21 protein-coding genes are annotated in these 22,035 nt (G+C 62.9%); 4 read left to right on the top strand and 17 right to left on the bottom strand.

What is annotated here, in order from left to right; translation table 11 throughout:
• Positions 1 to 30: 30 nt before the first annotated feature.
• Positions 31 to 996, bottom strand: coding sequence for a LysR family transcriptional regulator (locus tag F7P80_RS09855; protein ID WP_151044413.1), 966 nt, complete (start codon positions 994 to 996; stop codon positions 31 to 33).
• A gap of 143 nt (positions 997 to 1,139) precedes the next feature.
• Between F7P80_RS09855 and F7P80_RS09850 the strand changes: the two genes are divergently transcribed.
• Positions 1,140 to 1,352 carry a hypothetical protein gene (locus F7P80_RS09850; protein ID WP_151044411.1) on the top strand — a complete coding sequence of 71 codons (213 nt, stop codon included), beginning with the start codon at positions 1,140 to 1,142 and terminating at the stop codon, positions 1,350 to 1,352.
• A gap of 147 nt (positions 1,353 to 1,499) precedes the next feature.
• Here the strand turns inward: F7P80_RS09850 and F7P80_RS09845 are convergent, their stop codons facing one another.
• Entirely contained in the window at positions 1,500 to 2,435 is a 936-nt protein-coding gene (locus F7P80_RS09845) for a LysR family transcriptional regulator (RefSeq protein WP_151044409.1), read from the bottom strand.
• A 75-nt stretch (positions 2,436 to 2,510) separates the two neighbouring features.
• On the opposite strand from F7P80_RS09845, the gene F7P80_RS09840 reads away from it, so the two are divergent.
• Positions 2,511 to 2,978, top strand: coding sequence for a PACE efflux transporter (locus F7P80_RS09840; protein WP_054067908.1), 468 nt, complete (start codon positions 2,511 to 2,513; stop codon positions 2,976 to 2,978).
• Between the two features lie 85 nt (positions 2,979 to 3,063).
• Here F7P80_RS09840 and F7P80_RS09835 read toward each other — a convergent pair whose 3' ends face one another.
• The 14 genes from F7P80_RS09835 to F7P80_RS09770 form a co-directional block, all read right to left on the bottom strand.
• Positions 3,064 to 4,128: a homocysteine S-methyltransferase family protein gene (locus F7P80_RS09835; protein WP_151044407.1), complete on the bottom strand. Its 1,065-nt coding sequence runs from the start codon at positions 4,126 to 4,128 to the stop codon at positions 3,064 to 3,066.
• A gap of 64 nt (positions 4,129 to 4,192) precedes the next feature.
• Positions 4,193 to 4,852 carry a DNA oxidative demethylase AlkB gene (gene alkB / locus F7P80_RS09830; protein ID WP_151044405.1) on the bottom strand — a complete coding sequence of 220 codons (660 nt, stop codon included), beginning with the start codon at positions 4,850 to 4,852 and terminating at the stop codon, positions 4,193 to 4,195.
• Positions 4,849 to 5,658, bottom strand: a complete 810-nt coding sequence (gene hutG, locus F7P80_RS09825; RefSeq protein ID WP_151044403.1) for an N-formylglutamate deformylase — start codon at positions 5,656 to 5,658, stop codon at positions 4,849 to 4,851. Before hutG ends, alkB begins: the two co-directional genes overlap by 4 nt.
• 24 nt (positions 5,659 to 5,682) lie before the next feature.
• Positions 5,683 to 7,074, bottom strand: coding sequence for a formimidoylglutamate deiminase (locus F7P80_RS09820; RefSeq protein WP_151044402.1), 1,392 nt, complete (start codon positions 7,072 to 7,074; stop codon positions 5,683 to 5,685).
• Complete coding sequence (locus F7P80_RS09815; RefSeq protein WP_151044400.1) at positions 7,071 to 8,225, bottom strand: histidinol-phosphate transaminase; 1,155 nt, start codon at positions 8,223 to 8,225, stop codon at positions 7,071 to 7,073. The genes F7P80_RS09820 and F7P80_RS09815 overlap by 4 nt, the downstream gene beginning before the upstream one ends.
• A complete protein-coding gene (gene hutI / locus F7P80_RS09810; protein ID WP_151044398.1) occupies positions 8,215 to 9,501 on the bottom strand; it encodes an imidazolonepropionase in 1,287 nt (428 codons plus the stop codon). The genes F7P80_RS09815 and hutI overlap by 11 nt, the downstream gene beginning before the upstream one ends.
• 59 nt (positions 9,502 to 9,560) lie before the next feature.
• Positions 9,561 to 10,142, bottom strand: a complete 582-nt coding sequence (locus F7P80_RS09805) for a HutD/Ves family protein (RefSeq protein WP_151044396.1) — start codon at positions 10,140 to 10,142, stop codon at positions 9,561 to 9,563.
• Positions 10,143 to 10,153: 11 nt separating this feature from the next.
• Entirely contained in the window at positions 10,154 to 11,866 is a 1,713-nt protein-coding gene (gene hutU / locus F7P80_RS09800) for a urocanate hydratase (RefSeq protein WP_151044394.1), read from the bottom strand.
• A 39-nt stretch (positions 11,867 to 11,905) separates the two neighbouring features.
• On the bottom strand, positions 11,906 to 13,459 hold the full coding sequence (gene hutH, locus F7P80_RS09795) for a histidine ammonia-lyase (protein WP_151044392.1): 1,554 nt from the start codon (positions 13,457 to 13,459) through the stop codon (positions 11,906 to 11,908).
• Between the two features lie 67 nt (positions 13,460 to 13,526).
• On the bottom strand, positions 13,527 to 14,294 hold the full coding sequence (gene hutC / locus F7P80_RS09790) for a histidine utilization transcriptional repressor HutC (RefSeq protein ID WP_151044390.1): 768 nt from the start codon (positions 14,292 to 14,294) through the stop codon (positions 13,527 to 13,529).
• A 23-nt stretch (positions 14,295 to 14,317) separates the two neighbouring features.
• Positions 14,318 to 15,097: an ABC transporter ATP-binding protein gene (locus F7P80_RS09785; RefSeq protein WP_151044388.1), complete on the bottom strand. Its 780-nt coding sequence runs from the start codon at positions 15,095 to 15,097 to the stop codon at positions 14,318 to 14,320.
• On the bottom strand, positions 15,097 to 15,963 hold the full coding sequence (locus F7P80_RS09780) for an ABC transporter permease (protein WP_151044387.1): 867 nt from the start codon (positions 15,961 to 15,963) through the stop codon (positions 15,097 to 15,099). The genes F7P80_RS09785 and F7P80_RS09780 overlap by 1 nt, the downstream gene beginning before the upstream one ends.
• 19 nt (positions 15,964 to 15,982) lie before the next feature.
• Positions 15,983 to 16,918, bottom strand: a complete 936-nt coding sequence (locus tag F7P80_RS09775; RefSeq protein ID WP_151044550.1) for an ABC transporter substrate-binding protein — start codon at positions 16,916 to 16,918, stop codon at positions 15,983 to 15,985.
• 427 nt (positions 16,919 to 17,345) lie between these two features.
• On the bottom strand, positions 17,346 to 18,728 hold the full coding sequence (locus F7P80_RS09770) for an FAD-binding oxidoreductase (protein ID WP_151044384.1): 1,383 nt from the start codon (positions 18,726 to 18,728) through the stop codon (positions 17,346 to 17,348).
• 119 nt (positions 18,729 to 18,847) lie between these two features.
• Between F7P80_RS09770 and F7P80_RS09765 the strand changes: the two genes are divergently transcribed.
• The gene (locus F7P80_RS09765; protein ID WP_151044382.1) at positions 18,848 to 20,011 is read left to right on the top strand and encodes a Fe-S oxidoreductase; all 1,164 of its coding nucleotides are present in this window, start codon (positions 18,848 to 18,850) and stop codon (positions 20,009 to 20,011) included.
• A gap of 19 nt (positions 20,012 to 20,030) precedes the next feature.
• Here F7P80_RS09765 and F7P80_RS09760 read toward each other — a convergent pair whose 3' ends face one another.
• A complete protein-coding gene (locus F7P80_RS09760; RefSeq protein WP_151044380.1) occupies positions 20,031 to 20,930 on the bottom strand; it encodes a LysR family transcriptional regulator in 900 nt (299 codons plus the stop codon).
• Positions 20,931 to 21,089: 159 nt separating this feature from the next.
• On the opposite strand from F7P80_RS09760, the gene F7P80_RS09755 reads away from it, so the two are divergent.
• Positions 21,090 to 21,983 carry an HTD2 family dehydratase gene (locus F7P80_RS09755; RefSeq protein ID WP_151044378.1) on the top strand — a complete coding sequence of 298 codons (894 nt, stop codon included), beginning with the start codon at positions 21,090 to 21,092 and terminating at the stop codon, positions 21,981 to 21,983.
• The last annotated feature ends 52 nt before the right edge of the window (positions 21,984 to 22,035 follow it).

The following is a 22,035-nucleotide window of genomic DNA, read 5'->3' as shown; positions in this document are numbered from 1 at the left end:
CCCCAAGGGCATCACCACAGCACGTGGCGCCTAGTGAGAAAAAGCTTTCAGCGTCGCCCGGTTCAGCGCCTGAAGCAGCCAGTCATAGGCTGCACGGTTGGGGCCGCGCTTGTGCCACAACGCATCCACGCGCACGGCAGGCACTTCCAGCGGCAGCGGGTGCACCTGCAGCAGGTGCTGGATGCCCGTGATCGGCACAAAGTGGCGCGGCAGCACGGTAATCAGGTCGGACTGGCTGACCACACGCGCAGCCGTGGTGTACTGGTTCACGGTCAGCGCAATATGCCGTTCACGCCCCAGCGCAGCCAGGGCTTCGTCGATAAAGCCATAGGCGCGGCCAGAAAAGCTCACCAGCAGGTGGCGAGCGGCGCAGTAATGCTCCAGCGTCAGCGGCGTCAGCGGCATCAGGGCCAGCGGGTGGCCCTTGCGCATCACGGCCACGTATTCGCCGTCATACAGCCGCCGGTGCTCATGCACCACCAGCGTGCCCGCCTGGGCGCGGGCGGTCAGATCGGTCAGCACGGCTGGGAAGTGGCCCACGGCCATGTCCGCCGTCTTGCTGTCCAGCATGCTGCGCGGGTCCCGCGTGGTCAGCGGCAGGACGCGCACGGTGAGCGCAGGCGCTTCCTGCTCGAGGATGGGCACGAGATTGGGCATCAGTGTGCTGGCGGTGGCGTCGGCCATGGCCAGCACCAGCGTCAGGCTGGCGGTGGCCGGGTCAAAGGCTTCAGGGGCCAGGCTCTGCTGCAGCGCACCCAGTGCTTCACGCACCACCGGCCACAGCACCATGGCGCGCGGCGTGGGCTGCACGCCATGGCCGTGGCGCACCAGCAGTTCGTCGCCCAGGGCATCACGCAGGCGGCGCATAGCATTGCTCACCGCAGGCTGAGTAAGTGACAACTTATCTGCAGCACGCGTCAGACTGCCCTCTGACATGACAGTGTCAAACACACGCAGCAGATTGAGGTCCAGAAAACGGAAATCTTCAGGGTGCATACGGCCGCCATTTAAACATCACCGCTGTGAATGAATGGAATTCAAAATATAAATTTGAAATGTTTTAGGGATAACCCTAGTATTCGGGTCCCGCACCCACTGAGGCCACAAGCCATTGCCAGGGTGCTCTGGAAAGCCACACCATGACTACCTCTACCTCCACTTACTCTGCCCGCATCAATCCCAACGCCTTGCTGCCCCGCCTGCTTCAGGCATGCCTGCAGCAGTGGAAGGCCTGGCAACAGGCCCGTCGCCTGGCCCGCGCAGATGAGTTGACCTGGAAACTGGCACTGCAGGACGCACGCATGATGGCAGACCTCTCGCGCGCCATGGATGCACGCGCCGCCAAGCACTAAGCGCTGTTGCTGAGGGTGTCAGACAGGCCGCTGCCCATGCAGCGGCTTTTTTGTTATTCAAAGCATAGCTGCCAGCGCTGGATTTATGCCGAATTGCGCATGAAAGCACCTGGGAAACCAATAAACACCAGCGCAACACGCTATTTTTTAAAGAGCATCTGCTGCTGAACGTGTGCTGCCAGCCTGCACACGCCTGTCCTTGAGCGTCTGCACAAACAAAGACGCAGCCAGCCCCAGCGTGCGTTCCTTGGACCACACCCAGTCCACAAACAAGGTGTTGCCATTGCTGATGTTGACAAAGGGAATGCGCAGCAGCTCGCCCCGCGCAATCTGCGCTTCCACCAGGCTTTGCGGTAACCAGCCCCAGCACAGACCGCTGGCAATCAGCGCCAGCGCCGCTGCGTGGTTGTCAGCCCGCCAGAGCTTGTGAGAAAACACAAAACGGGTGTCGCGCAAGCTCAGATCGCGGCTGGCCACCAGCACCTGCCGCATCGTGGCCAGTTGCGACATGTCCAGCGCAGGCAGTGCCCCTTCAGACTGCAATGCGCACCAGGGGTGCTGCGGTGACATGACGGCCACCAGCGTCTCATGCCCCTGCTCGCAAAAATCCTCACGCGCATCCATGGCCGGGCGCTCGAACACCAGCGCCAGCTGGGCGCGGCCGGTGTGCAGCATGTTCAGCGCATCGTCCTGCGGCGCTGCCAGCACTTCCACCACCAGCGAGGGGTACTGCTCCACCACCGGGCGCAGTGCCTGCGTCCAGTCTGTGGTCAGCAGCTCGGGGGCAATGGCCAGCGTCAGCCGCTGCTCCAGCCCTTCGTGCAAGGCCTGGGCCTGCTGGTTGAGCAATTGCAGCTGCTGCGCCAGCAGGCGCGCCTGCGGCTCCAGCGCCAGCGCAGCTGCGGTGGGCCGTGGTTCACGCCCAGTACGGTCAAACAGCTGCAGGCCCAGCTCCGCCTCCAGCTGCCCCATGGCCATGCTGACGGCCGAAGGCACGCGCCCCAGCCTGCGGGCTGCCGCAGAAAACGAGCCGCTGTCGAGCACGGTCAGAAACAGCGGCACTTGTTCAGGAGGAAAAGGCATGGGTGCAACCTATCAAGAAATCTGAAAAGACCTGACTTTCAATGTCAATTTTCTACACATAAACTCGGCCCCCATATGTCATCCATTACTACACAACAAGCCGTGGGCCTGCAGGGCCCCTGGCGCCGCGTCGTTTTTGTCGGCCTGTATGAAACCATTGCCATCATCGCCTGCAGCGCGCTGTTCATGGCCATTGGTCAGGAAGCCGCCTCTTCCGGCGCCATGGCCGTGGTCTCCTCGGCCATCGCCATTGCCTGGAACGTCATCTTCAACTGGCTGTTTGAAAAGTGGGAAGCCCGCCAGACCAAGAAGGGCCGCTCCGTGCTGCGCCGCGTGGCCCACGCTATCGGCTTTGAAGGCGGTATTGCTGCCATGCTGATTCCGCTCATGGCCTGGTGGTTTGATATCTCGCTGTGGCAGGCCACCGTGCTGGAAGCCGGCATTCTGACCTTCTTCCTGATCTACACCTATGTGTTTAACTGGGCCTTTGACCGCATCTTTGGTCTACCCGCCTCGGCCCAGGTGCTGCAGCCACAGGCCTAAATTCACACACAAAAAAATAGCTGCCAGCGCTTGATTCATGGGCGCTGGCAGCTATTTTTTATGGAAATCTGCTCTCGCAGTGGACTCAGGCCTCTGCCGGATAGAACAGCTTGCGGCCCTTGTCTGCCGAGACAGCCTTGGCAATCGCGCCGATGTGATCCGGCGTGGTGCCGCAGCAGCCGCCGACGATGTTGACCAGACCTTCGGCTGCAAACTCATGGACCAGACGGCTGGTCACATCAGGGGTTTCGTCAAAGCCGGTGTCGCTCATGGGATTGGGCAGACCCGCATTGGGGTAGCAGCTGATGAAAGTGTCGGACGCGGCCTTGGCCAGCTCCTGGATGTAGGGGCGCATCAGGGTGGCACCCAGGGCGCAGTTCAGGCCCACAGACAGCGGGTTGCTGTGACGCACGCTGTGCCAGAAGGCGGTGACGGTCTGGCCCGACAGGATGCGGCCAGAGGCATCAGTCACCGTGCCGCTGATCATGATGGGCAGCACTTCGCCCGTAGCATCAAACGCTTCTTCCACCGCAAACAGCGCTGCCTTGGCGTTGAGTGTGTCAAAAATGGTTTCGACCAGGATCACGTCCGCGCCGCCTTCGATCAGCGCCACGGTTTGCTCAAAGTAGGCTTTGCGCAGGGTTTCAAAGTCCACATTGCGTGCGCCGGGGTCGTTCACATCGGGGCTGATGGAGGCCGTCTTGGGTGTGGGGCCCAAAGCGCCTGCCACATAGCACTTGCGGCCATTGACGCTGTACTTGTCGCAGGCTGCGCGGGCGATCTGCGCGCTCTTGAAGTTCATCTCGCGCGCCAGATCAGCCATGCCGTAGTCTTCCTGGGCCACGGTGGTCGCACCAAAGGTGTTGGTCTCGATCAGGTCGGCACCTGCGGCCAGATAGCGCTCGTGAATGTCACGAATCACGTCAGGGCGAGTGATGGACAGCAGCTCATTGTTGCCCTTGACGTCACGGGGGAAGTCCTTGAAGCGATCACCTACCCCATCCGCGCCGGTATAACCGTCGCCACGGTACTGGGCCTCACCCAGCTTGAAGCGTTGGATCATGGTGCCCATGGCGCCATCGAGGATGGCGATGCGTTGTTGCAGCAATGCGGGCAGTTCTTGGGCGCGGGTGTAGTTAGGCAGGCTCATAGGGCTCGATTGTAGGAAGCTTGCCGATGCCCCAGCCGCTGACAGGTCGATGGGAGAGGCTGCTTCAGCCGCGATAGCTGCGCTGCGCCATGCGAAAGGTCAGATTCCAGCGCTGCGCACCCAGCAAGTGATGCTGCCCGGCCTGCAGCGGCCGTACACCATGAAACACCATGCGCGAAGCGCCGCCCCAGACCAGCACATCGCCATGCTCCAGCCGGAAGCTGCGCACGGGGTCTGAACGCTGCAGGCCACCCCAGACAAAGGTGCATGGCAGCCCCAGCGACACGGACACGATGGGCGCGGTTTGGTCTTTTTCATCGGCATCGTGGTGCAGGCCCATCTTGGCGCCGACGTCGTAGCTGTTGATCAGACAGACATCCGGATCAAAGCCCGGATAGCCCGCCTGCGCAGCCAGTGCCTGCGCCTGCTGCTTCAAAAATGTGGGCATGGCAGGCCAGGGCATGCCTGTGGCTGGATCGCTGCGCGTATAGCCATAGCCGCTGCGGCTGGCGGCCCAGCCCCATTCCCCGCAGTTGCTGGTGCGCACCGACATGGGTAAGCCACTGGCGGTGAATGCCGCCTGAAACGGTTGCTGGGCGAGCACCTGTTGTACGGCGGCGATCCATGCATGTGCATGGACGGCTGCCCAGCCGCGCAGCAACACCGCCCCGTCCGCAATGACCTGCGGGGGCAGTGGCTCTGCGTCAAACAGGGGCAGGGTCATGCAGTGGCAAAGGCCAGCGCCTTGCCAAGCAGTTGCTCCAGCGTGGGCTGGATGGCGGCAGCGCGTTCCGGCAGGTAATCAAAAGGCAAAGTTTCCTGCATATAGCTGCACTGTGTCATCTCCAGCTGCACCGCATGGATGTTGCGCGCCGGATCGCCATAGTGGCGTGTGATGTAGCCGCCCTTGAAGCGACCGTTGAGCACGGCAGTGTAGCCCGGTGCCTGCTGCGTAATTTCCAGCAGCGCGTGAGCCAGCGCGGGGTCACAGCTTTTGCCGTCGGCCGTGCCCAGGTTCAGGTCGGGCAGCTTGCCCGTGAAAAAGCGCGGCAGCACGGAGCGGATGGAGTGCGCATCCCACAGCACGACCTTGCCATGCACGGCCAGCAGGCGTTCCAGTTCTGCCTGCAGCTGGTCATGGTAGGGCTGCCAGTACAGGGCCTTGCGGCGTTCCACTTCCTCGGCCGCCACCGTTTGGCGCTGGTCCAGGTAGATCGGTGTGTCGTCAAAGGTATCGACCGGGCACAGCGCGGTGACACTCTGGCCAGGGTACAGGCTCTCGCCGTTGGGAGGGCGGTTCAGGTCCACCACATAGCGTGAATGCGTGGCCGCCAGCAGCGATGCGCCCATGGCCTTGGCAAAGGCGTAGAGCTGCGGCAGATGCCAGTCGGTATCGGGAACCTGGCGGGCTTCGTCGGTGAACGTCTGTGCAATGTCCGGCGGCACATGGGTGCCGGCATGGGGCATGGAAACCAGCAGGGGCACCGAACCCTGGTGGAAGGTGGACATGGGAAGCGAGCAACTGTGCATGACAGACATCTTTCTCGTCAGGGGCTAGGAAGCCGCCAGCATCTGCTGGCGGACGCGAATGAAATCATGGGCAGCCTCAGTGTGCAGCGCGTGCCGCCCCTGGGCCACACGCTGTTGGCCGGCCACCCAGACAGACTCCACGGCAGAGCTGCGCTGGCTGGCAAACACATGCCCGGCCAGCGCCTGATCGGCATCCAGCCCAGCCAGCGCCACATGGTCGGCAGACAGCAGCACAAAGTCCGCCTGCTGACCCACAGCCAGCCCAGCGATGGGGCGTGCACTGGCCTGCGCGCCACCGGCGACGGCCTGTTGCAGCAGCGCCGTGGCCACGGCTGGATGTGAGGCCGATGCGCCCACATTGCGCTGGCGCAGTTGCAGGCGCTGGCCGTATTCGAGCAGCATCAGCTCTTCGGCGACATTCACACAGACATGGCTGTCCGAGCCCACGCCCCAGCGTCCACCATGTGCCAGCCACTGTGGCAGGTCGAAGATGCCATCGCCGAGATTCGCCTCCGTGGTGGGACACAGGCCTGCCACCGCACCGCTGCGTGCAGCGCGCGCGTATTCATCGGTCGTCATGTGTGTGGCGTGTACCAGGCACCAGCGTGCATCGACAGGCGCATGCTCCAGCAACCACTGCACTGGGCGCTGGCCGCTCCATGCCAGACAGTCCTGCACTTCCTGTACCTGCTCGGCAATATGGATGTGCACCGGTGCCTGCGGCAGCAGCGCATGCAAGCCTTGCACGGCTTGCTGCAGACTCTGCGGCGGCACTGCACGCAGCGAGTGCGGGGCCAGACCGATGGCAGCACCCTGGGCCGCGCAGCGCGGGGCCAGTGCTTCAATCCAGCCAAGCAGCGCATCGGTCTGCTGCAGAAAGCGGCGCTGGTCCTCGCGGGCCGGCTGGCTGCCAAAACCGCTGCTCTGGTACAGCACTGGCAGCAGCGTGAGGCCCATGCCCACGGTCTGCGCCGCATCGAGCAATGCCTCGCACATGGCCGTGGGCGAGGCATAGGGCTGCCCGCCCGGCTGGTGGTGCACGTAATGGAACTCGCACACCGAGGTGTAGCCTGCTTCCAGCATCTCGGCATACAGCCAGGTCGCGATCTGGCGCAGCATGTCCGGGCTGATGCGCTGGGCAAAGCCATACATGAGCTGGCGCCAGCTCCAGAAACTGTCCTGGACTTGGCCTCGGTACTCAGTCAGCCCGCTGAAGGCGCGCTGAAACGCATGCGAGTGCAGGTTCGGCATGCCGGGAATCACATAGACGGCCTGCACCACACCCTGCGGCGGCACCTGGTCCACCAGCACCTGCGTGAACTGCCCCTGCGCATTCCAGCGCAGCAGCACATTGCACTGCCACCCTTGCGGCAGCAAGGCATGCGCCGCAAAGCACTGCTGCAGGTGCTCGCTCATGTTGCGTCCTCCACGGTCTGCATCGCCTGGACCAAGGCCTGCACCAGGCGGGTGTTGTCGGCCTCGGTACCAATGGACACGCGCAGGCAGTGGGTGTAGCCCGCTTCCTTCCATGGCTTGACGATCACGCCCTGGCGCAGCAGGGCTTCGGCCACGGTGGCACTGGGCCGGCCCAGGTCCAGAAACAGAAAGTTGGTGGCCGATGGTGCAATGCGCAGCCCCGCCAGTGGCTGGCCCGGTGCAGCCAGTGCCAGCAGCTGCGCGCGCAGCGCCTCGCGCAGGGCCACGGTTTTTTCCACGCATTGCTGCATGTGTGCCGTGTCCTGCCATGCCGCCAGCGCAGCGGCCTGGGCCAGGCTGTTCACATTGAAAGGCGTACGCACTTTGTCCAGCCAGCCCGTCAGCACCGCATCGCCCGCAATGCCATAGCCCACGCGCAGGCCTGCCAGCCCCCAGGCCTTGGAGAAAGTGCGCAGCACCATCCAGGGGCCGCGACGCTGCTGCAGCAAGGCCAGCGTGTCCGGATAGCCCGGTGTGCAGCGGGCGTATTCCACATAGGCCTCATCCACCACCAGCAGCGTCTGCTCGCTGGTGGCAGCCACAATGCGCTGCATCGCCGCGTCATCGAACATGCAGCCCACGGGGTTCGAGGGATTGGGCAGGAAGGCCAGCTTGGGCACGCGCGCCAGCGCGTCGCACCAGGCATGTACATCCATCTGCAGATCCGGTATCAGGTCCAGCAGCTGCACCTGCGCGCCCATCATCTCGGGGTAGATCTGGTGCAGCCCAAACGTGGGTTTCTGGGTCAGCACCGTATCGCCGGGCGACAGAAACACTTCGCACAGGCACTTGATCAAGTCTTCCGAGCCGTTGCCAAAGCACAGCTGCTGCGCATCGATGCCCAGATCCTGTGCCAGCTGCTGGCGCAGCGCGCTGGCCTGGGCGTCCGGGTAGTCGCCCACCCGGGTGCTGGCAGCAGCCAGTGCCCGGGTAACAGCCGGGCTGGCACCCCAGGGGTTTTCGTTGCTCGCCAGACGTGCAACATGCTGCACGCCATAGCGTTCGTGCACCAGCACCGAAGACAGACCGGCGTTGTAGGTGGGCAGAGCACGCGCCGCAGGGCGCGCAAAGGCGGCGTAATCAAAGGGCATGGGACATATCCTGAGGCGGGAAAACAGTGCTGCGCGCAATGCGCCCCTGGCGCACGACGGTGCAATCGGGTTTGTGGCCAAGCCAATAGACCAGCTCCGCCGCATGCTGCACGGGCCACAGCACCATGTGGGCGGGGCGGCCTGCGGCCAGCAAGCCGTGCGCATCGGCCAGTCCCAGCGCCTGCGCGGCGTGACGGGTGATGCCGGCCAGCGCCTCGGGCACGGTCAGGCGAAACAGCGTGCTGGCCATGTTGGCCATGAGCAGCACGCTCAGCGCGGGGGAGGTTCCGGGGTTGTGGTCGGTGGAAACCGCCATGGGCACACCGGCCTGGCGCAGGGCTTCTATCGGTGGCAGCTGCGTATCGCGCAGCGTGTAGAACGCGCCGGGCAGCAGCACAGCCACGGTGCCGGCGGCCTGCATGGCGGCAATGCCGGTGGCGGACAGGTGCTCGATATGGTCGCAGGACAGCGCGCCATAGCGCGCGGCCAGTGTGGCGCCTTCCATGTTCGACAGTTGCTCGGCATGCAGCTTGACTGGCACCTGCAGGCGCTGTGCGGCCTGAAAGATCTGCTCTGTCTCGGCCAGCGAGAACGCGATGCGCTCGCAGAACACATCGACGGCATCAACCAGCCCTTCCGCCACCAGTGCGGGCAGCATCTCCTCGCACACCAGATCAACATAGGCCTGGCTGCACCCCGCGTATTCGGGCGGCAGCGCGTGCGCACCAAGGAAGGTGGTGCGCACCGTCACCCCGCAGTGTGCGCCCAGGCGACGCGCCACGCGCAGCTGCTTGCGCTCATGCTCCAGCGACAGGCCATAGCCGGACTTGATCTCGATGGCACACACACCCTCATCCAGCAGCTGCTGCAGGCGTGGCAGGGCTAGGGCAAAAAGTTCGTCTTCCGAGGCTTCACGCGTGGCTTTGACGCTGGAGACAATGCCGCCCCCGGCCTGTGCAATGGCTTCGTAGCTGGCGCCCGCCAGCCGCATGGCGAACTCGTTGGCCCGCTCTCCGCCATAGACCAGGTGCGTGTGGCAGTCCACCAGACCCGGCGTGACCAGCATGTGCCGGCCATCGTGCACCGGCAGCGTGGCATAGGCTGCGGGCACGGCGTTTTCCGGCCCGATCCAGGCGATCTTGCCGGCCTGCACCACCACACAGGCCTCGCTCCCCTGCGGCACAGGCACATCGGGCTGCACCAGCCCCTCGACCAGCCGTACCGGCCGCCAGCAGCCATCGGCACTGGGCATCTTCTTGCAGTCATACGGCGTCATGCATTACCTCTTTATTTCATTGCTGCTTGTGCTTGCTACATCTGCGTTAGCAGCCAATTTCATACAGATTCCAGATGCCGCAGCAGCACCTGCACCATGCGTGCCTGTGCCGTGCACGGATGCCATGCCCCCAGCGCTGCCGGAGCGGACCACCACAGGCCCTGCTCCGCCTCGAACCGCTGCCCCCTGGCATCTTCCCAGCTGCCTGCCAACACCATGTACAGCCCGGCGTCGCTTGCGGTGGCAGTGATCTCATCCTTGTGCACCACCACCTGTGCGGTCCACTGTCCACGCCGCGTCATGACATTGAAGTCCCGCGACACACGGCCCAGCAGCGTGCAGTCCAGCGGCACATCGCCCAGGAAGGGAAACGGTTGCCAGCACTGCTGCAAGGTGTGGTCTATGTCGGTCTGCGCATCCTGGCTGCGCAGCTGCACACCACCACCGTCCAGCAGCATGATCTGCCGGTCAATACCGGGAAAGCGCGAGAAAGCACCATCCCGGCCAATGGTGGCCACGCTGATGCGCCAGGCAAAGTCATCCATGTCTGACCCTGCAGGCCAGCAGGCGATTTCCTGGGTGCTGCCGCCCCCGTTTTTCCAGGGGCTGGGGCCAATGGCCGTCAGGTCAAAACGCTGCATACGGCCATGCCTTACTTGACCATGGGCAGCTGCAGGCCGTGACGCTTGGCAGCCGCAATCGCGGCGTCATAGCCCGCATCGGCATGGCGCATCACGCCCGTGGCAGGGTCGTTCCACAGCACGCGGTTCAGACGGGCCGCCGCCTCATCCGTGCCATCGGCCACGATGACCACGCCCGCATGCTGCGAGTAGCCCATGCCCACGCCTCCGCCGTGGTGCAGGCTGACCCAGGTCGCGCCACCTGCGGTGTTGAGCAAGGCGTTGAGCAGCGGCCAGTCGGACACTGCATCCGTGCCGTCCTTCATGGCTTCGGTTTCGCGGTTGGGGCTGGCGACCGAGCCGGTGTCCAGGTGGTCACGGCCAATCACGATAGGGGCCTTGAGTTCGCCGTTTTGCACCATCTCGTTGAAGGCCAGTGCGGCCTTGTGACGCTCGCCCAGACCCAGCCAGCAAATGCGTGCAGGCAAGCCCTGGAAGGCGATGCGCTCGCGTGCCATGTCCAGCCAGCGGTGGGTGTGCTTGTTCTCTGGGAACAGCTCCTTGATCTTGGCATCCGTCTTGTAGATGTCCTCGGGGTCACCCGACAGCGCCACCCAGCGGAACGGCCCCTTGCCTTCGCAGAACAGAGGGCGGATGTAGGCAGGCACAAAGCCGGGGAAGTCGAACGCATTTTTCACGCCTTCATCGAAAGCCACCTGGCGGATGTTGTTGCCATAGTCCACCGTTGGAATACCCATGGCCTGGAAGTCCAGCATGGCCTGCACATGCACGGCGCAGCCCTGGGCTGCGGCTTTTTTGAGCGTGGCGTGCTGCGCAGGATCGGCAGCCGCCGCTTGCCATTGCTCCACCGTCCAGCCTGCGGGCAGGTAGCCGTTGACCAGGTCGTGGGCCGAGGTCTGGTCGGTCACGATATCGGGCCTGGGGCCGCCGGCCTTGGCGCGCCTGACCAGCTCCGGCAGGATTTCTGCGGCATTGCCCAGCAGCGCAATGGACACGGCTTCTCCGCGTGCCGTGTGGTGCGCAATCAGCGCCAGCGCATCGTCCAGGTCCTTGGCCTGCTTGTCCACATAGCGCGTGCGCAGGCGAAAGTCGATGCTGCTTTGCTTGCACTCAATGGCCAGCACGCAGGCACCGGCCAGCACACCCGCCAGAGGCTGTGCACCGCCCATGCCACCCAAACCCGCGGTGAGAATCCACTTGCCGGTCAAATCATTGTTGTAGTGCTGGCGACCGGCTTCCACAAAGGTCTCGAAAGTGCCTTGCACAATGCCTTGCGCGCCAATGTAGATCCAGCTGCCAGCGGTCATCTGGCCGTACATGAACAAGCCCTTCTGGTCCAGTTCATTGAAGTGTTCCCAGTTCGCCCATTTGGGCACCAGGTTGGAGTTGGCCAGCAGCACGCGCGGGGCATCGGGGTGGGTCTTGAACACGCCCACGGGCTTGCCCGACTGGATCAACAGCGACTCATCGGCTTCCAGCTTTTTCAGCGACGCCAGAATCTGATCAAAACACTCCCAGTTGCGTGCGGCGCGCCCAATGCCACCGTACACCACCAGCGACTTGGGGTTCTCGGCCACGTCGGGGTCCAGGTTGTTCTGGATCATGCGGTAGGCCGCTTCGGTCAGCCAGTTTTTACAGTGCAACTGCGTGCCGCGCGGGGCACGGATTTCGCGGCTGGCGTCGTAACGTGGATTTGCGGCAACGGGCGTTTGGGGTGTATTCATGGCAAAGCTCCTGCAGGAAAAATGACGTGGAAACGATACTCAGACGTGGCTGGGCAAATGGCGGGTGATGGCACTGGGCCACACGCTCTGCAAGGCCCACAGACGCATGCGCTCGATGTCGGGGGCCAGACAGCGGTCTTTGTCGAGATACGGCACCTGGCTGCGAATCTGTGCGTACTGCGCCTCCATCAGCGAGGAACTAGGCAGGCTGCGGTCAAAGTCCATGCCCTGGACGGCGGCCATGGCCTCGATGCCGACGATGACGGCGGTGTTGCGCGTCATGTCGCCCAGGCGCCGTGCGCCGTAGGTGGCCATGGACACATGGTCTTCCTGGTTGGCGGATGTGGGCAGGCTGGTGACACTGCTGGGATGTGCCAGGCACTGGTTCTCAGCAGCCAGTGCGGCGGCCGTGACTTGGGCGATCATGAAGCCGGAATTCACGCCGCTGTCTTCCACCAAGAAGGCCGGCAGGCGCGACAGGCCGGTGTCCAGCAGCAAGGCCATGCGGCGCTCGGAAATGGCGCCGATCTCGGCCACCGCCAGCGCGATGATGTCGGCCGCGAACGCCACGGGTTCGGCGTGGAAGTTACCGCCTGAAATCACGTCGCCGTTGTCGAACACCAGGGGGTTGTCCGATGCGGCATTGGCCTCGGTCACCAGCACGCGGGCCGCATGGCGCAGGTTGTCCAGGCAAGCACCCATGACCTGGGGCACGCAGCGGATCGAATACGGGTCTTGCACACGGCCACAGTTTGGGTGCGAGGGGTCAATGGCGCTGCCTTCGAGCAGATCGCGCACGGCCGTGGCCACATCGATCTGGCCCAGCTGCCCGCGTGCGGCATGGATGCGCGCATCAAAGGGCTTGACCGAGCCCTTGATGGCTTCCAGCGTCAGACAGCCAGCCACCAGACCCGCAGCAAACACGCTTTCTGCCGCAAACAAACCCGACAAAGCCAGTGCAGTGGAAACCTGCGTGCCATTGAGCAACGCCAGGCCTTCTTTAGGACCCAGCTCAAAGGGCTGCAAACCCACATGTTCCAGTGCTTGTTTGCCGGAGACCACCGTGCCGTTGACCTTGGCCTGGCCTTCACCAATGAGCACACAGGCCAGGTGCGACAGGGGCGCCAGGTCACCGGAAGCACCGACCGAGCCCTTGGCGGGAATCACCGGCAGCACATCGGCGTTGTACAGCGCCAGCAAGGCATCGACCAGGCTGCTGCGCACGCCGGAGTGGCCGCGTGCCAGGCTGATGGCCTTGGTGGCCAGCACCAGGCGTACCACCTCGTCCGGCAGCGGATCGCCCGTGCCCACGCTGTGCGACAAGACCAGATTGCGCTGCAGCTCGGCCAGGCGATCCTGCGCAATCTTGGTGGAGGCCAGCTTGCCAAATCCGGTGTTGATGCCATAGACCACCTGGTCTTCTTCCACGATGTGCTGCACATGCGCCAGCGCGGCCTGGATGGCTGCATAGGCCGCGTCTTCCAACTGGAGTGGCGCCCCACCCTGCGCGATCGCGCGCAGCTGCGCAAGGCTGACATGACCGGGGTCGAGCACCAGGCCCGCTGTCGTACAAGAAGCTGTGTGAAGTTGCATGGCTATACCTGTCTATACATTTAAAAAAACCGTGCATGGCCTGCGTCATGCAGCGGTGCAAAAAGCTTTACATCTCGTGCACGGACTCCGTGCGAAAGCGGCTCCCCAGCCGGTAGCGCATGCCGGGGTGCACGCACTGAACCCAGGTCACCGGCGTGCCACGCAGCCAGGTGCGACGCGTCAGCACCAGGCAGGGCTGCTCGGGCGGCATCTGCAGCCAGCGCGCCTGCTCGGCGGTGGGCAGCACGGCATCGACCACGTGCTCCATCTGGTCAAACTGCACATTGCGCACCAGATAGGCCGAGGGCTGTTCACGCGTGAAGTCCTGGGCCATGAAATCCGGCGCCATGCGCGGATTGACGTAGCGGTTTTCCAGCTGCACCGGCACTTCGTTTTCAAAGTGCACGCCCTGCAGATGGAAGACGGAACTGGCCACCTCCAGCTCCAGCGCTGCAGCGACTTCTGGCGAGGCCGCCACACGCTGCATCACGATCAGCTCAAAACGGTGGTCATGCCCGCGCTGGGCAATTTCCTGCGCGATATTGGCGATGCGCAGCAAATTCGATTGCGGCTTGTTCTCGGCCACAAACGAGCCCACGCCGGGCACTCGCACGATCAGGCCCTGCTCCGCCAGTTCGCGCAATGCACGGTTGACCGTCATGCGAGCCACGCCAAACTGCTGCACCAGCGTCTGCTCCGAAGGCACGCGTGCCCCCGCCGGCCATGAGCCGTCCGCAATGTGCTGGGTCACATGGCTTTTGATCTGCTGGTACAGCGCCACAGGGTGTTCGTGCGCCGCAGTGCTGTGCAGTGGTTCGGTGTGCCCGGTACGCATGTGGAGTTCCTGGCTGCGCTGTGTCAGTGGGCGGCCGCAGCCAGCGTCTCGGCGCGAATTTCTTCGGTCAGCCGTGCCTTGAGTTCCATGAACTCGGGCGAGGTCTTGATCGTGTAATACCGCGGATGCGGCAGCGGCACTGGAATGTCCGACTTGATGCGTCCCGGGCGCGCGCTGAACACCGCCACGCGGTTGGCCATGAAGATGGCCTCGTCAATGTCGTGCGTGACGAACAGCACGGTCTTGCGCTCGGACTCCCAGATGCCCAACAGCAGTTCCTGCATCAGCACGCGGGTCTGGTTGTCCAGCGCACCAAAGGGTTCATCCATGAGCAAAATCTTGGGGTCGTTGGCCAGCGCCCGCGCAATGGCCGTGCGCTGCTGCATGCCACCAGACAGCTGTTTGGGAAAGTGCTGCTCAAAGCCGCGCAGCCCGACCTTGGCAATGAAGTAGTCGCTGCGTTCCTTTTGTACGGCTTCGCTCAGCCCTTTTTCGCGCAGGCCAAAGCGGATGTTCTGCTCAATCGTCAGCCACGGAAACAGCGTGTAGCTCTGGAACACCATGCCGCGGTCGGCACCCGGACCTTCCACCACCTGGCCATCGAGCAGCACCCGGCCCGTCGTCGGAAAGTCCAGCCCCGCCACGATGCGCAGCATGGTCGATTTGCCGCAGCCCGAAGGGCCCAAAATGGTGACGAAATCGTTTTCGCGCACCTCGAAATCCACAGGCAGCAGGGCCTGGGTACTCGTGCCCTTGGAGTTGGTGAACGTGCGCGAAACACCTTGGATCGAGAGCTGGTTCATCACAGGGTGCTCCACTCAAACATGCGACGGTTGATGGTCTTGAAAATGAAGTCCGACACCAGCCCGATGAGGCCAATCACGATGATGCCGAAGATGATCTGGCCGGTATTGAGCAACGCCTGGCTGTCCGTGATCATGTGACCGATGCCCGAGGACGAGCCGATGAGCTCTGCCACGATCACATAGGTCCAGGCCCAGCCCAGGACCAGACGCAGCGTTTCTGCAATGCCGGGAGCAGCGCCCGGAATCAGCACGCGGCGCACGATGCCGGCATGGCTTGCGCCCAGCGTGTAGGCGGCCTCCACCAGGTCCTTGCGGGCACTGCCCACGGTGACGGCCACCATGAGCGTGACCTGGAAGAACGTGCCAATGAAGATCACCAGCAGCTTTTGCAGCTCGCCCACCCCGGCCCACAGAATCAGCAGCGGAATAAAGGCCGAAGCAGGCAGGTAACGGCAAAACGACACAAAGGGTTCAAAGAAGGCCTCAATGGGCTTCCATGCCCCCATGGCAATGCCCAGTGGTACGGCCAGCGCAGCGGCCAATACAAAGCCGCCCATGACACGCCAGACGGTCATGCCGATGTCACGGTGAAAGCCGTATTCGGTAAACAGCAGCACGGCTTCCTGCGCCATGGTGACGGGGCTGGCCAAAAACGTGGGAGACACCATACCCCCCAGCGTGGCCGCGCTCCACACCAGCAAAAACAGCACGAAGAAAGCAACGCCCAGCACCCATTTGGCCGTGCCAGACACTGGCTCTAATGGTGCCCAGCGGCGAGACCTAGAGGGTTTGCGCGCAGGAGGCAATACCGCTTTTGCCGCAGCCTCAGAGGTGGTCTGAACAGAAGGAGATACCGCTTCCATACTCAATCCTCGTCTTGGCTTACTTGATGAAGCTGGTGTCGTACATCACGCTGTAGTCGTCCGGCAGCTTGCGGATCACGCCCGCGTCCTTGAGGATGACGGCAGACTCCTGCATGAAAGGCAGCAGATCGTTGGCAAAGAATTTCTGGTTGTCTTCCTTGTTGGCCCATTTCAGGAACGACGCCGATTTGCCAAACTGTTCGCCGGTCTGCTTGACCGCAGCGCCCATGATTTCAAAGCTCTTGTCTTGCTCGGCCGCAATCATGTCCAGCGCTTCAAAGTACGACTTGGTCAGCGCCTGCGCGGCCTCCGGATGGGCCTTGAGCCACTTGGGATCACATCCCACGCTGTCCATCACCCAGGGGTAATTCAGCGTTGTCGCTAGGATCTGGCCAGCCGCCGGGTTGTCACGAATCGTGGACAGATAGGGCTCATAGGTCATGGCCGCATCGTTCTGGCCCGCGACAAAGGCCTGCGCTGCCGGCTGGGGTTCGAGCGAAACCGTCTTCACGTCCTTGATCGACATGCCGTTCTTGCTCAACATCCACGCCAGACCAAAGTAGGGCGAAGTTCCAGGTGCACTGACGGCCACTGTCTTGCCCTTGAGATCGGCAAAACTCTTGATGTCATTGCGCGCCGCCATGCCGTCAGCGCCATACGACTTGTCCATCTGGAAGATCTGCACAATGGGCACGCCATTGGCATTCCAGGCCACATGCGTCTCAATGGTGGTCGCTGCACACTGGATGGCGCCGGAGGCCAGCGCCAGATGACGGTCTTTCTGCGGAATCATCTTGAGATCCACCTGCAGGCCATTCTTTTTGAAAATACCTGCCTTTTCCGCCAGCGTCAGCGGCGCAAAACCTGTCCACCCCGACATGCCCAGCACAATCTTGGTTTCTTGTGCTGAAGCCGTGTGTATGGCTCCCACTACGCACGCAGCTACCAATCCCATCTTCCAAATGCGCGCATATCTGCGCTGTGATGTCGAGGCCATGAACCCTCCTAGGTCAAGGTGGAAACAACAGATCCACACCAGCACAAAGCCACCAGCGTCCGCCAGGCCATGCAACCAGTGCGCAAGGGGTTGATCAGTCATGTCTAGACAGCTTAGCCCGCCTCCACTACCTCGTTGAATGTGCGGTCCGCCAGTGCGACATGTCCTATCCCTGCGAGTACTGCAAACCCTGTGCCAGCCTGCATGGTCACGAAAAGCCCTTTGCCACAGCCCTGACACGCTCTGGCGCACCTCGAACAGGCAAGGTGCGCACCACCTTTGCACGCTTGCGACCGACACCTGGATTCCTTCGCACCACAAAAAAAGCCCGATGGCACCAACGCCATCGGGCTTCGCACGAATACGGAAATCAATGCCAGTCGTGTCAGAACACCTTGCCAGGATTCATCAATCCGAGTGGGTCCAGCGCAGCCTTGATGGCGCGCATGGCGGCCAGCTCCTGCGGCGTGCGGCTCAGCGCAAGATAAGGCTTTTTATGCAGGCCAATACCGTGCTCGGCCGAGACGGAGCCGTGGAACTCACCCACGATGCGGTACAGCTCGGCTTCTACCGCATCGCACTCGCCATTGACGGTCTTGCCGTCGGTAGAGACGTGCAGATTGCCGTCGCCCACGTGGCCAAAGAAGATGGAGTGGTTGCCGGGCCAGCGTGCATCAAATGCTGCTTGGCAAGCCTGCGCAAACTTGCCAATTTCAGACTGGGGCAGGCCCACGTCAAAGTTGATCGGTGGGTGCATATTGGCATTCATCTCGGCCGGTGCTTCACGCAGCTTCCACAGGGTCTTGGCCTGGGTCTGCGACTGGGCAATCACGGCATCGAGCACATCACCAGCTTCCATGGCTTCGCCCAGCGCTTCTTCCACGGCTTCGCACAGGCTGGTTTCGTCCTTGCCGTCGATATCGATCAGCGCAAGGAAGGGGTGGCTTTCAGCAAACGGGGCCTGCAGCCTCTGCCAGCGGATGGAGGTCTGCACAAAGCTGTCCCACATCAACTCAAACGCGGCCACGCTGTTACCGAAATGCTGCTGCATGCGCTGCAGCACAGCCAGCGATTCGTCAAAGCCAGGCATGGCAACCAGTGCCGTCACTTTGGCACGAGGCTGCGGACGCAGGCGCAGCAGCACGCGCGTAATCACCCCCAGCGTGCCTTCCGCACCGATGAAGAAGTGCTTGAGGTCATAGCCCGTGTTGTTCTTGATCATGGGGCGCAGCATGGGCAGCACCGTGCCGTCGGCCAGCACCACCTCCAGGCCCAGCACCTGCTCACGCATCATGCCGTGCTGCAGCACACCGTTGCCGCCCGCATTGGTGGAGACATTGCCGCCAATCTGGCAGCTGCCGCGTGCGCCCAGGTCCACGCCAAACACCATGCCGGCTTTCACAGCCGCTTCCTGCACCGCCTGCAGTGTGGCACCAGCCTGCACCGTCATCAGCATGGAGCGGGAGTTGATGTCTTCGATGGCGTTCATGCGCTCCATGGAAATGGCAACGCAGCCTTCCACGGGCACGGCCGCGCCGGCCAGCCCCGTCAGGCCGCCCTGAGGTACGACGGCAACGCGATGCTCATGACACAGGCGCAGCGCTGCGCTGACTTCTTCGGTGGTGCGGGGGCGCACCAGCGCCAGGGGCTGCACCGGCGGCGTGCCGCTCCAGTCCGTGTGGTAGCGCGCTTCAATCGCATCACCAGTCAAAACGACATCCGCTCCGAGGCGGTTTTGCAGGGCAATCAAGAATTCTTGCTGAGACATATCCAGACCTTTCACTGCCGCCATTGTGCGATGTATCAAAGCTGCCTAGATGCATGTCTGCTTGCATCGCCGCTGGTGCAATGTGTGCCCGGGCCGTGGTTTTCCTCTAGAGTGGCGGTGTGACTCCCAGCATTCCACCCTCTTCCGTCATACCTATTCAGCCCATCCCACCCAGCTCCGGTGGTGATGGCGGCAGCCATGGCGGATCAGCTTCTGCCACCACTGGCACAGCCCCCAGTGCACCGGCTGCACCAGCCGGCAGCACCAGTCCAAGCGCAGCGCTGGCCCCCATCGTGCAGGCCATGCAGTCTGCGCTGGCCAACACGGTAGACCTTTCGCCACAGGCCCAGCAGGCCATCAAGCTCGAAACATTTGCCAGACTGGTGCAGCAGCTGGTCAGTCAGGTGCAACCCACCAGGGTGGACATGCCCGCCAGCTGGCCTGCAGGCGGTGTCACTCCCCAGATGCAGCAATTGCTCTCTGCCTTGCTGCAGCAGTTCACGGCCCAGCAGCCCCTGCCACAGCAGCTGGTGAGCGTGCAGTCCTGGTCTGCGCAGTTGACGCAGGCCGTGCTGCAGTCTGCGGCCACCGCGCAGACCTCCACAGCCGCCGGCAGCGCTACCGCACATACGGCCCAGCGCCCTGCGGGTTCCGCCCCTTTGCCGCCGCTGCAGAACTGGCTGGTGCAGCAAGGCAGCATTCAGGCCGCAGATGGAGAACGCGCCTTTACGCTGACCCTGCGCGTGCCTGCCGCATGGGCGCAGGCCCAGCCCACGCTGGCGGCCGCACTGCCTGGTGCCTTAACAGGTACACCAACACCAGGAACGGGCCTGCCTCCCCTGGCGTTTGCTGGCAGCGTGCAGCAGCTGGCCAGCGGCAGCTTTGGCCTGGTCATGCAGCCTCAGGCCATACCGGGCAATGCTGCAGCAGCCGCTGCACAGGCCATGCGCACCAGTGCCATCCTGCAGCTGGAGTTTCAGCCCCTGGCACAGGCCATGCAAAGTGCACAGGCTGCCTCGGTCTATATGCCCGCTGCCATGCTGCCGCAGGACATGCAGGCCATGCTCCAGAACAAGGGGACAGACCCATGGCTGCTGATGCTGCAAAACCAGGCCGATGAAAACGGCAAAAAGCAGCCCAGAAACGGCAATGAGCACAACCAGAACTTCTGCAACCGCGCAGGCTGCCAGTACCAGGGTCGTGCCGTATGTGCACAGCCGTTCTGTGCAGAAATGAATTACCTGTGGTCTATCGACCGGGCGCACCGTTCATCGCGGCTATGATGGGTTGTGCGGCGGATCTTTAGAGGCTTGTGTGGTGATATTGCTCAACCGCCTGCATCAGCTCTTGCACATGGCTGCCCAAAGTGACGCCTTCGCGCACCAGCATGTAGCGCGGTCGCACGGCCCAGCTATCCATCAGCTCAATTTGTAGCAAGCGCGCCAAGCTGCTGCTACGCTGGGCTGCACTTTCAGGCACCACGGCTACGCCAACACCGGCAGCCACCATGCGGCACATGGCGTCATAGTTCGAGACTTGAATACGCAGTTTGAGTGTGTGCCCCAGCTGCAGTGCAATTTGGCTCAAAAAGGTTTGCAAGGTACTGTCGCGGTGCATGCCTACAAAGCGTTCATGCAGCACCTGAGAGAAGTTCACGGCCTGGAGCGAACTCCAGCGTGGTTCGTCCGGTGCCACCAGCACCAGCCGGTCGGTGCTGAAGTGCACACTGGTTAAACCATGTGTATCCACCTCGCCCGCGATGATGCCCAGATCCGCCCGGCCTTCACGGATGTCTGAGGCAATCACGGCATTGGAGCGCTCTTGCAAGTCCACGCTAATGTGGGGGTGTGCCGTGAGGTAAGAGGCCAAGATGTCGGGCAAAAACTCCGTCACCGCCGTGGTGTTGGCAAACACGCGCACATGGCCGCGCAGGCCTGCGCCGTACTCCTGCAAATCGGCTTCAAGCTGCTGCGCCTGCTGCAGCATGGCACGGGCATGGAACAGAAAAGCCTCGCCCGGCGGCGTCAGGCGCACACCGCGAGCCTCTCGAATTAGCAAAGGCATGCCCGCTTCCTCTTCCATGGCCTTGATGCGGGCGCTGGTGGCTGCCAGCGACAGAAAGCATTGCTCTGCAGCCCGCGTCAAACTGCCGGTTTTGGCCACCTGGACAAAGAGCAAAAAGTCTTTCAATTCGAGCTTCATGGGGTGTTCTGGTTTCCACTGAGGTGGGAAAGACTTTTGAAAAACCGAAGGCTTGCTTGCAAAAGCTGTGATTGTAGAAAGCTTTTTCGAGCGCCAAGATGCATTGCAACTGATCGCCAGAAGCCACGGGCGACACCTAAAGCAAAGCATGGATTGGTTATGACCGAGAGCACGATTCCCCAAATTGATGCCACCCAACTGGCACACCTGCAAACATGGCAAGGCCGCAGCGAGACCACGCCCGACACCATCACGGCTGCGCCCCTGCGTGCACTGTCTGCCACCTTAGACCGCGATGACGCCCCCGTGGCAGCGGGCAGCACCGTACCGCCGCTGTGGCACTGGATGTACTTTCTACCGCACGCCCGCCACAGCGAGCTGGGCCCGGACGGCCACCCGCAGCGCGGCGGCTTTCTGCCGCCCGTGCCCCTGCCGCGCCGCATGTGGGCCGGCGGTCGTTTGCGCTGGGAAAGCGCCAATCCCTTGCGCGTAGGCCAAGAAGCTGAGCGGGTCTCGACTATCCAGTCCGTCAAGCACAAGACAGGCCGCAGCGGCGAGCTGCTGTTTGTGCAGGTGGAACACCGCTTTGGCAATGCCGATGGCCTGTGCCTGACCGAAGAGCATGACATCGTCTACCGCGCCGCGGCCCAGCCTGGGGAGGCAGCACCGGCCCCCCAAACGCCGCCGCTGGCCGGTCAGCAGCAATGGTCGCGGGTCATTACGCCGGATGATGTGCTGCTGTTTCGCTACTCCGCGCTCACCTTCAACGGCCACCGCATCCACTACGACCGCAAGTACGTGACCGAGGTGGAAGGCTACCCGGGTCTGATCGTGCACGGCCCCCTGATTGCCACGCTGCTGGTGGACCTGTTGCGCCGCAACCTGCCTCATGCGCAGTTGCACAGCTTTGCCTTCAAGGCCGTACGGCCCACGTTTGACCTGCACAGCTTCAGCGTGCACGGCAAGCCATCGGCTGACGGCAAAACCATGGAACTGTGGGCGCAAGACCATGAAGGCTGGCTGACCATGCAAGCCACTGCCACGCTGGCCTGAGAGATTTCAAAAACAAGAGCTACCAGCGCTTTCTCAATAAGCGCTAGATGCC

This window comes from Comamonas kerstersii, from assembly GCF_008801935.1.
Lineage (GTDB): Bacteria > Pseudomonadota > Gammaproteobacteria > Burkholderiales > Burkholderiaceae_C > Comamonas > Comamonas kerstersii.
Note: the sequence above shows the minus strand (reverse complement) of the source record. Positions and strands in the feature narration are given on the sequence as shown.

What these genes read in the sequence shown, in the direction of transcription:
- F7P80_RS09855 (WP_151044413.1), bottom strand. Translation starts at nt 996, where the DNA reads ATGCACCCTGAAGATTTCCGTTTTCTGGACCTCAATCTGCTGCGTGTG.
- F7P80_RS09850 (WP_151044411.1), top strand. Translation starts at nt 1,140, where the DNA reads ATGACTACCTCTACCTCCACTTACTCTGCCCGCATCAATCCCAACGCC.
- F7P80_RS09845 (WP_151044409.1), bottom strand. Translation starts at nt 2,435, where the DNA reads ATGCCTTTTCCTCCTGAACAAGTGCCGCTGTTTCTGACCGTGCTCGAC.
- F7P80_RS09840 (WP_054067908.1), top strand. Translation starts at nt 2,511, where the DNA reads ATGTCATCCATTACTACACAACAAGCCGTGGGCCTGCAGGGCCCCTGG.
- F7P80_RS09835 (WP_151044407.1), bottom strand. Translation starts at nt 4,128, where the DNA reads ATGAGCCTGCCTAACTACACCCGCGCCCAAGAACTGCCCGCATTGCTG.
- alkB (WP_151044405.1), bottom strand. Translation starts at nt 4,852, where the DNA reads ATGACCCTGCCCCTGTTTGACGCAGAGCCACTGCCCCCGCAGGTCATT.
- hutG (WP_151044403.1), bottom strand. Translation starts at nt 5,658, where the DNA reads ATGCACAGTTGCTCGCTTCCCATGTCCACCTTCCACCAGGGTTCGGTG.
- F7P80_RS09820 (WP_151044402.1), bottom strand. Translation starts at nt 7,074, where the DNA reads ATGAGCGAGCACCTGCAGCAGTGCTTTGCGGCGCATGCCTTGCTGCCG.
- F7P80_RS09815 (WP_151044400.1), bottom strand. Translation starts at nt 8,225, where the DNA reads ATGCCCTTTGATTACGCCGCCTTTGCGCGCCCTGCGGCGCGTGCTCTG.
- hutI (WP_151044398.1), bottom strand. Translation starts at nt 9,501, where the DNA reads ATGACGCCGTATGACTGCAAGAAGATGCCCAGTGCCGATGGCTGCTGG.
- F7P80_RS09805 (WP_151044396.1), bottom strand. Translation starts at nt 10,142, where the DNA reads ATGCAGCGTTTTGACCTGACGGCCATTGGCCCCAGCCCCTGGAAAAAC.
- hutU (WP_151044394.1), bottom strand. Translation starts at nt 11,866, where the DNA reads ATGAATACACCCCAAACGCCCGTTGCCGCAAATCCACGTTACGACGCC.
- hutH (WP_151044392.1), bottom strand. Translation starts at nt 13,459, where the DNA reads ATGCAACTTCACACAGCTTCTTGTACGACAGCGGGCCTGGTGCTCGAC.
- hutC (WP_151044390.1), bottom strand. Translation starts at nt 14,294, where the DNA reads ATGCGTACCGGGCACACCGAACCACTGCACAGCACTGCGGCGCACGAA.
- F7P80_RS09785 (WP_151044388.1), bottom strand. Translation starts at nt 15,097, where the DNA reads ATGAACCAGCTCTCGATCCAAGGTGTTTCGCGCACGTTCACCAACTCC.
- F7P80_RS09780 (WP_151044387.1), bottom strand. Translation starts at nt 15,963, where the DNA reads ATGGAAGCGGTATCTCCTTCTGTTCAGACCACCTCTGAGGCTGCGGCA.
- F7P80_RS09775 (WP_151044550.1), bottom strand. Translation starts at nt 16,918, where the DNA reads ATGGGATTGGTAGCTGCGTGCGTAGTGGGAGCCATACACACGGCTTCA.
- F7P80_RS09770 (WP_151044384.1), bottom strand. Translation starts at nt 18,728, where the DNA reads ATGTCTCAGCAAGAATTCTTGATTGCCCTGCAAAACCGCCTCGGAGCG.
- F7P80_RS09760 (WP_151044380.1), bottom strand. Translation starts at nt 20,930, where the DNA reads ATGAAGCTCGAATTGAAAGACTTTTTGCTCTTTGTCCAGGTGGCCAAA.
- F7P80_RS09755 (WP_151044378.1), top strand. Translation starts at nt 21,090, where the DNA reads ATGACCGAGAGCACGATTCCCCAAATTGATGCCACCCAACTGGCACAC.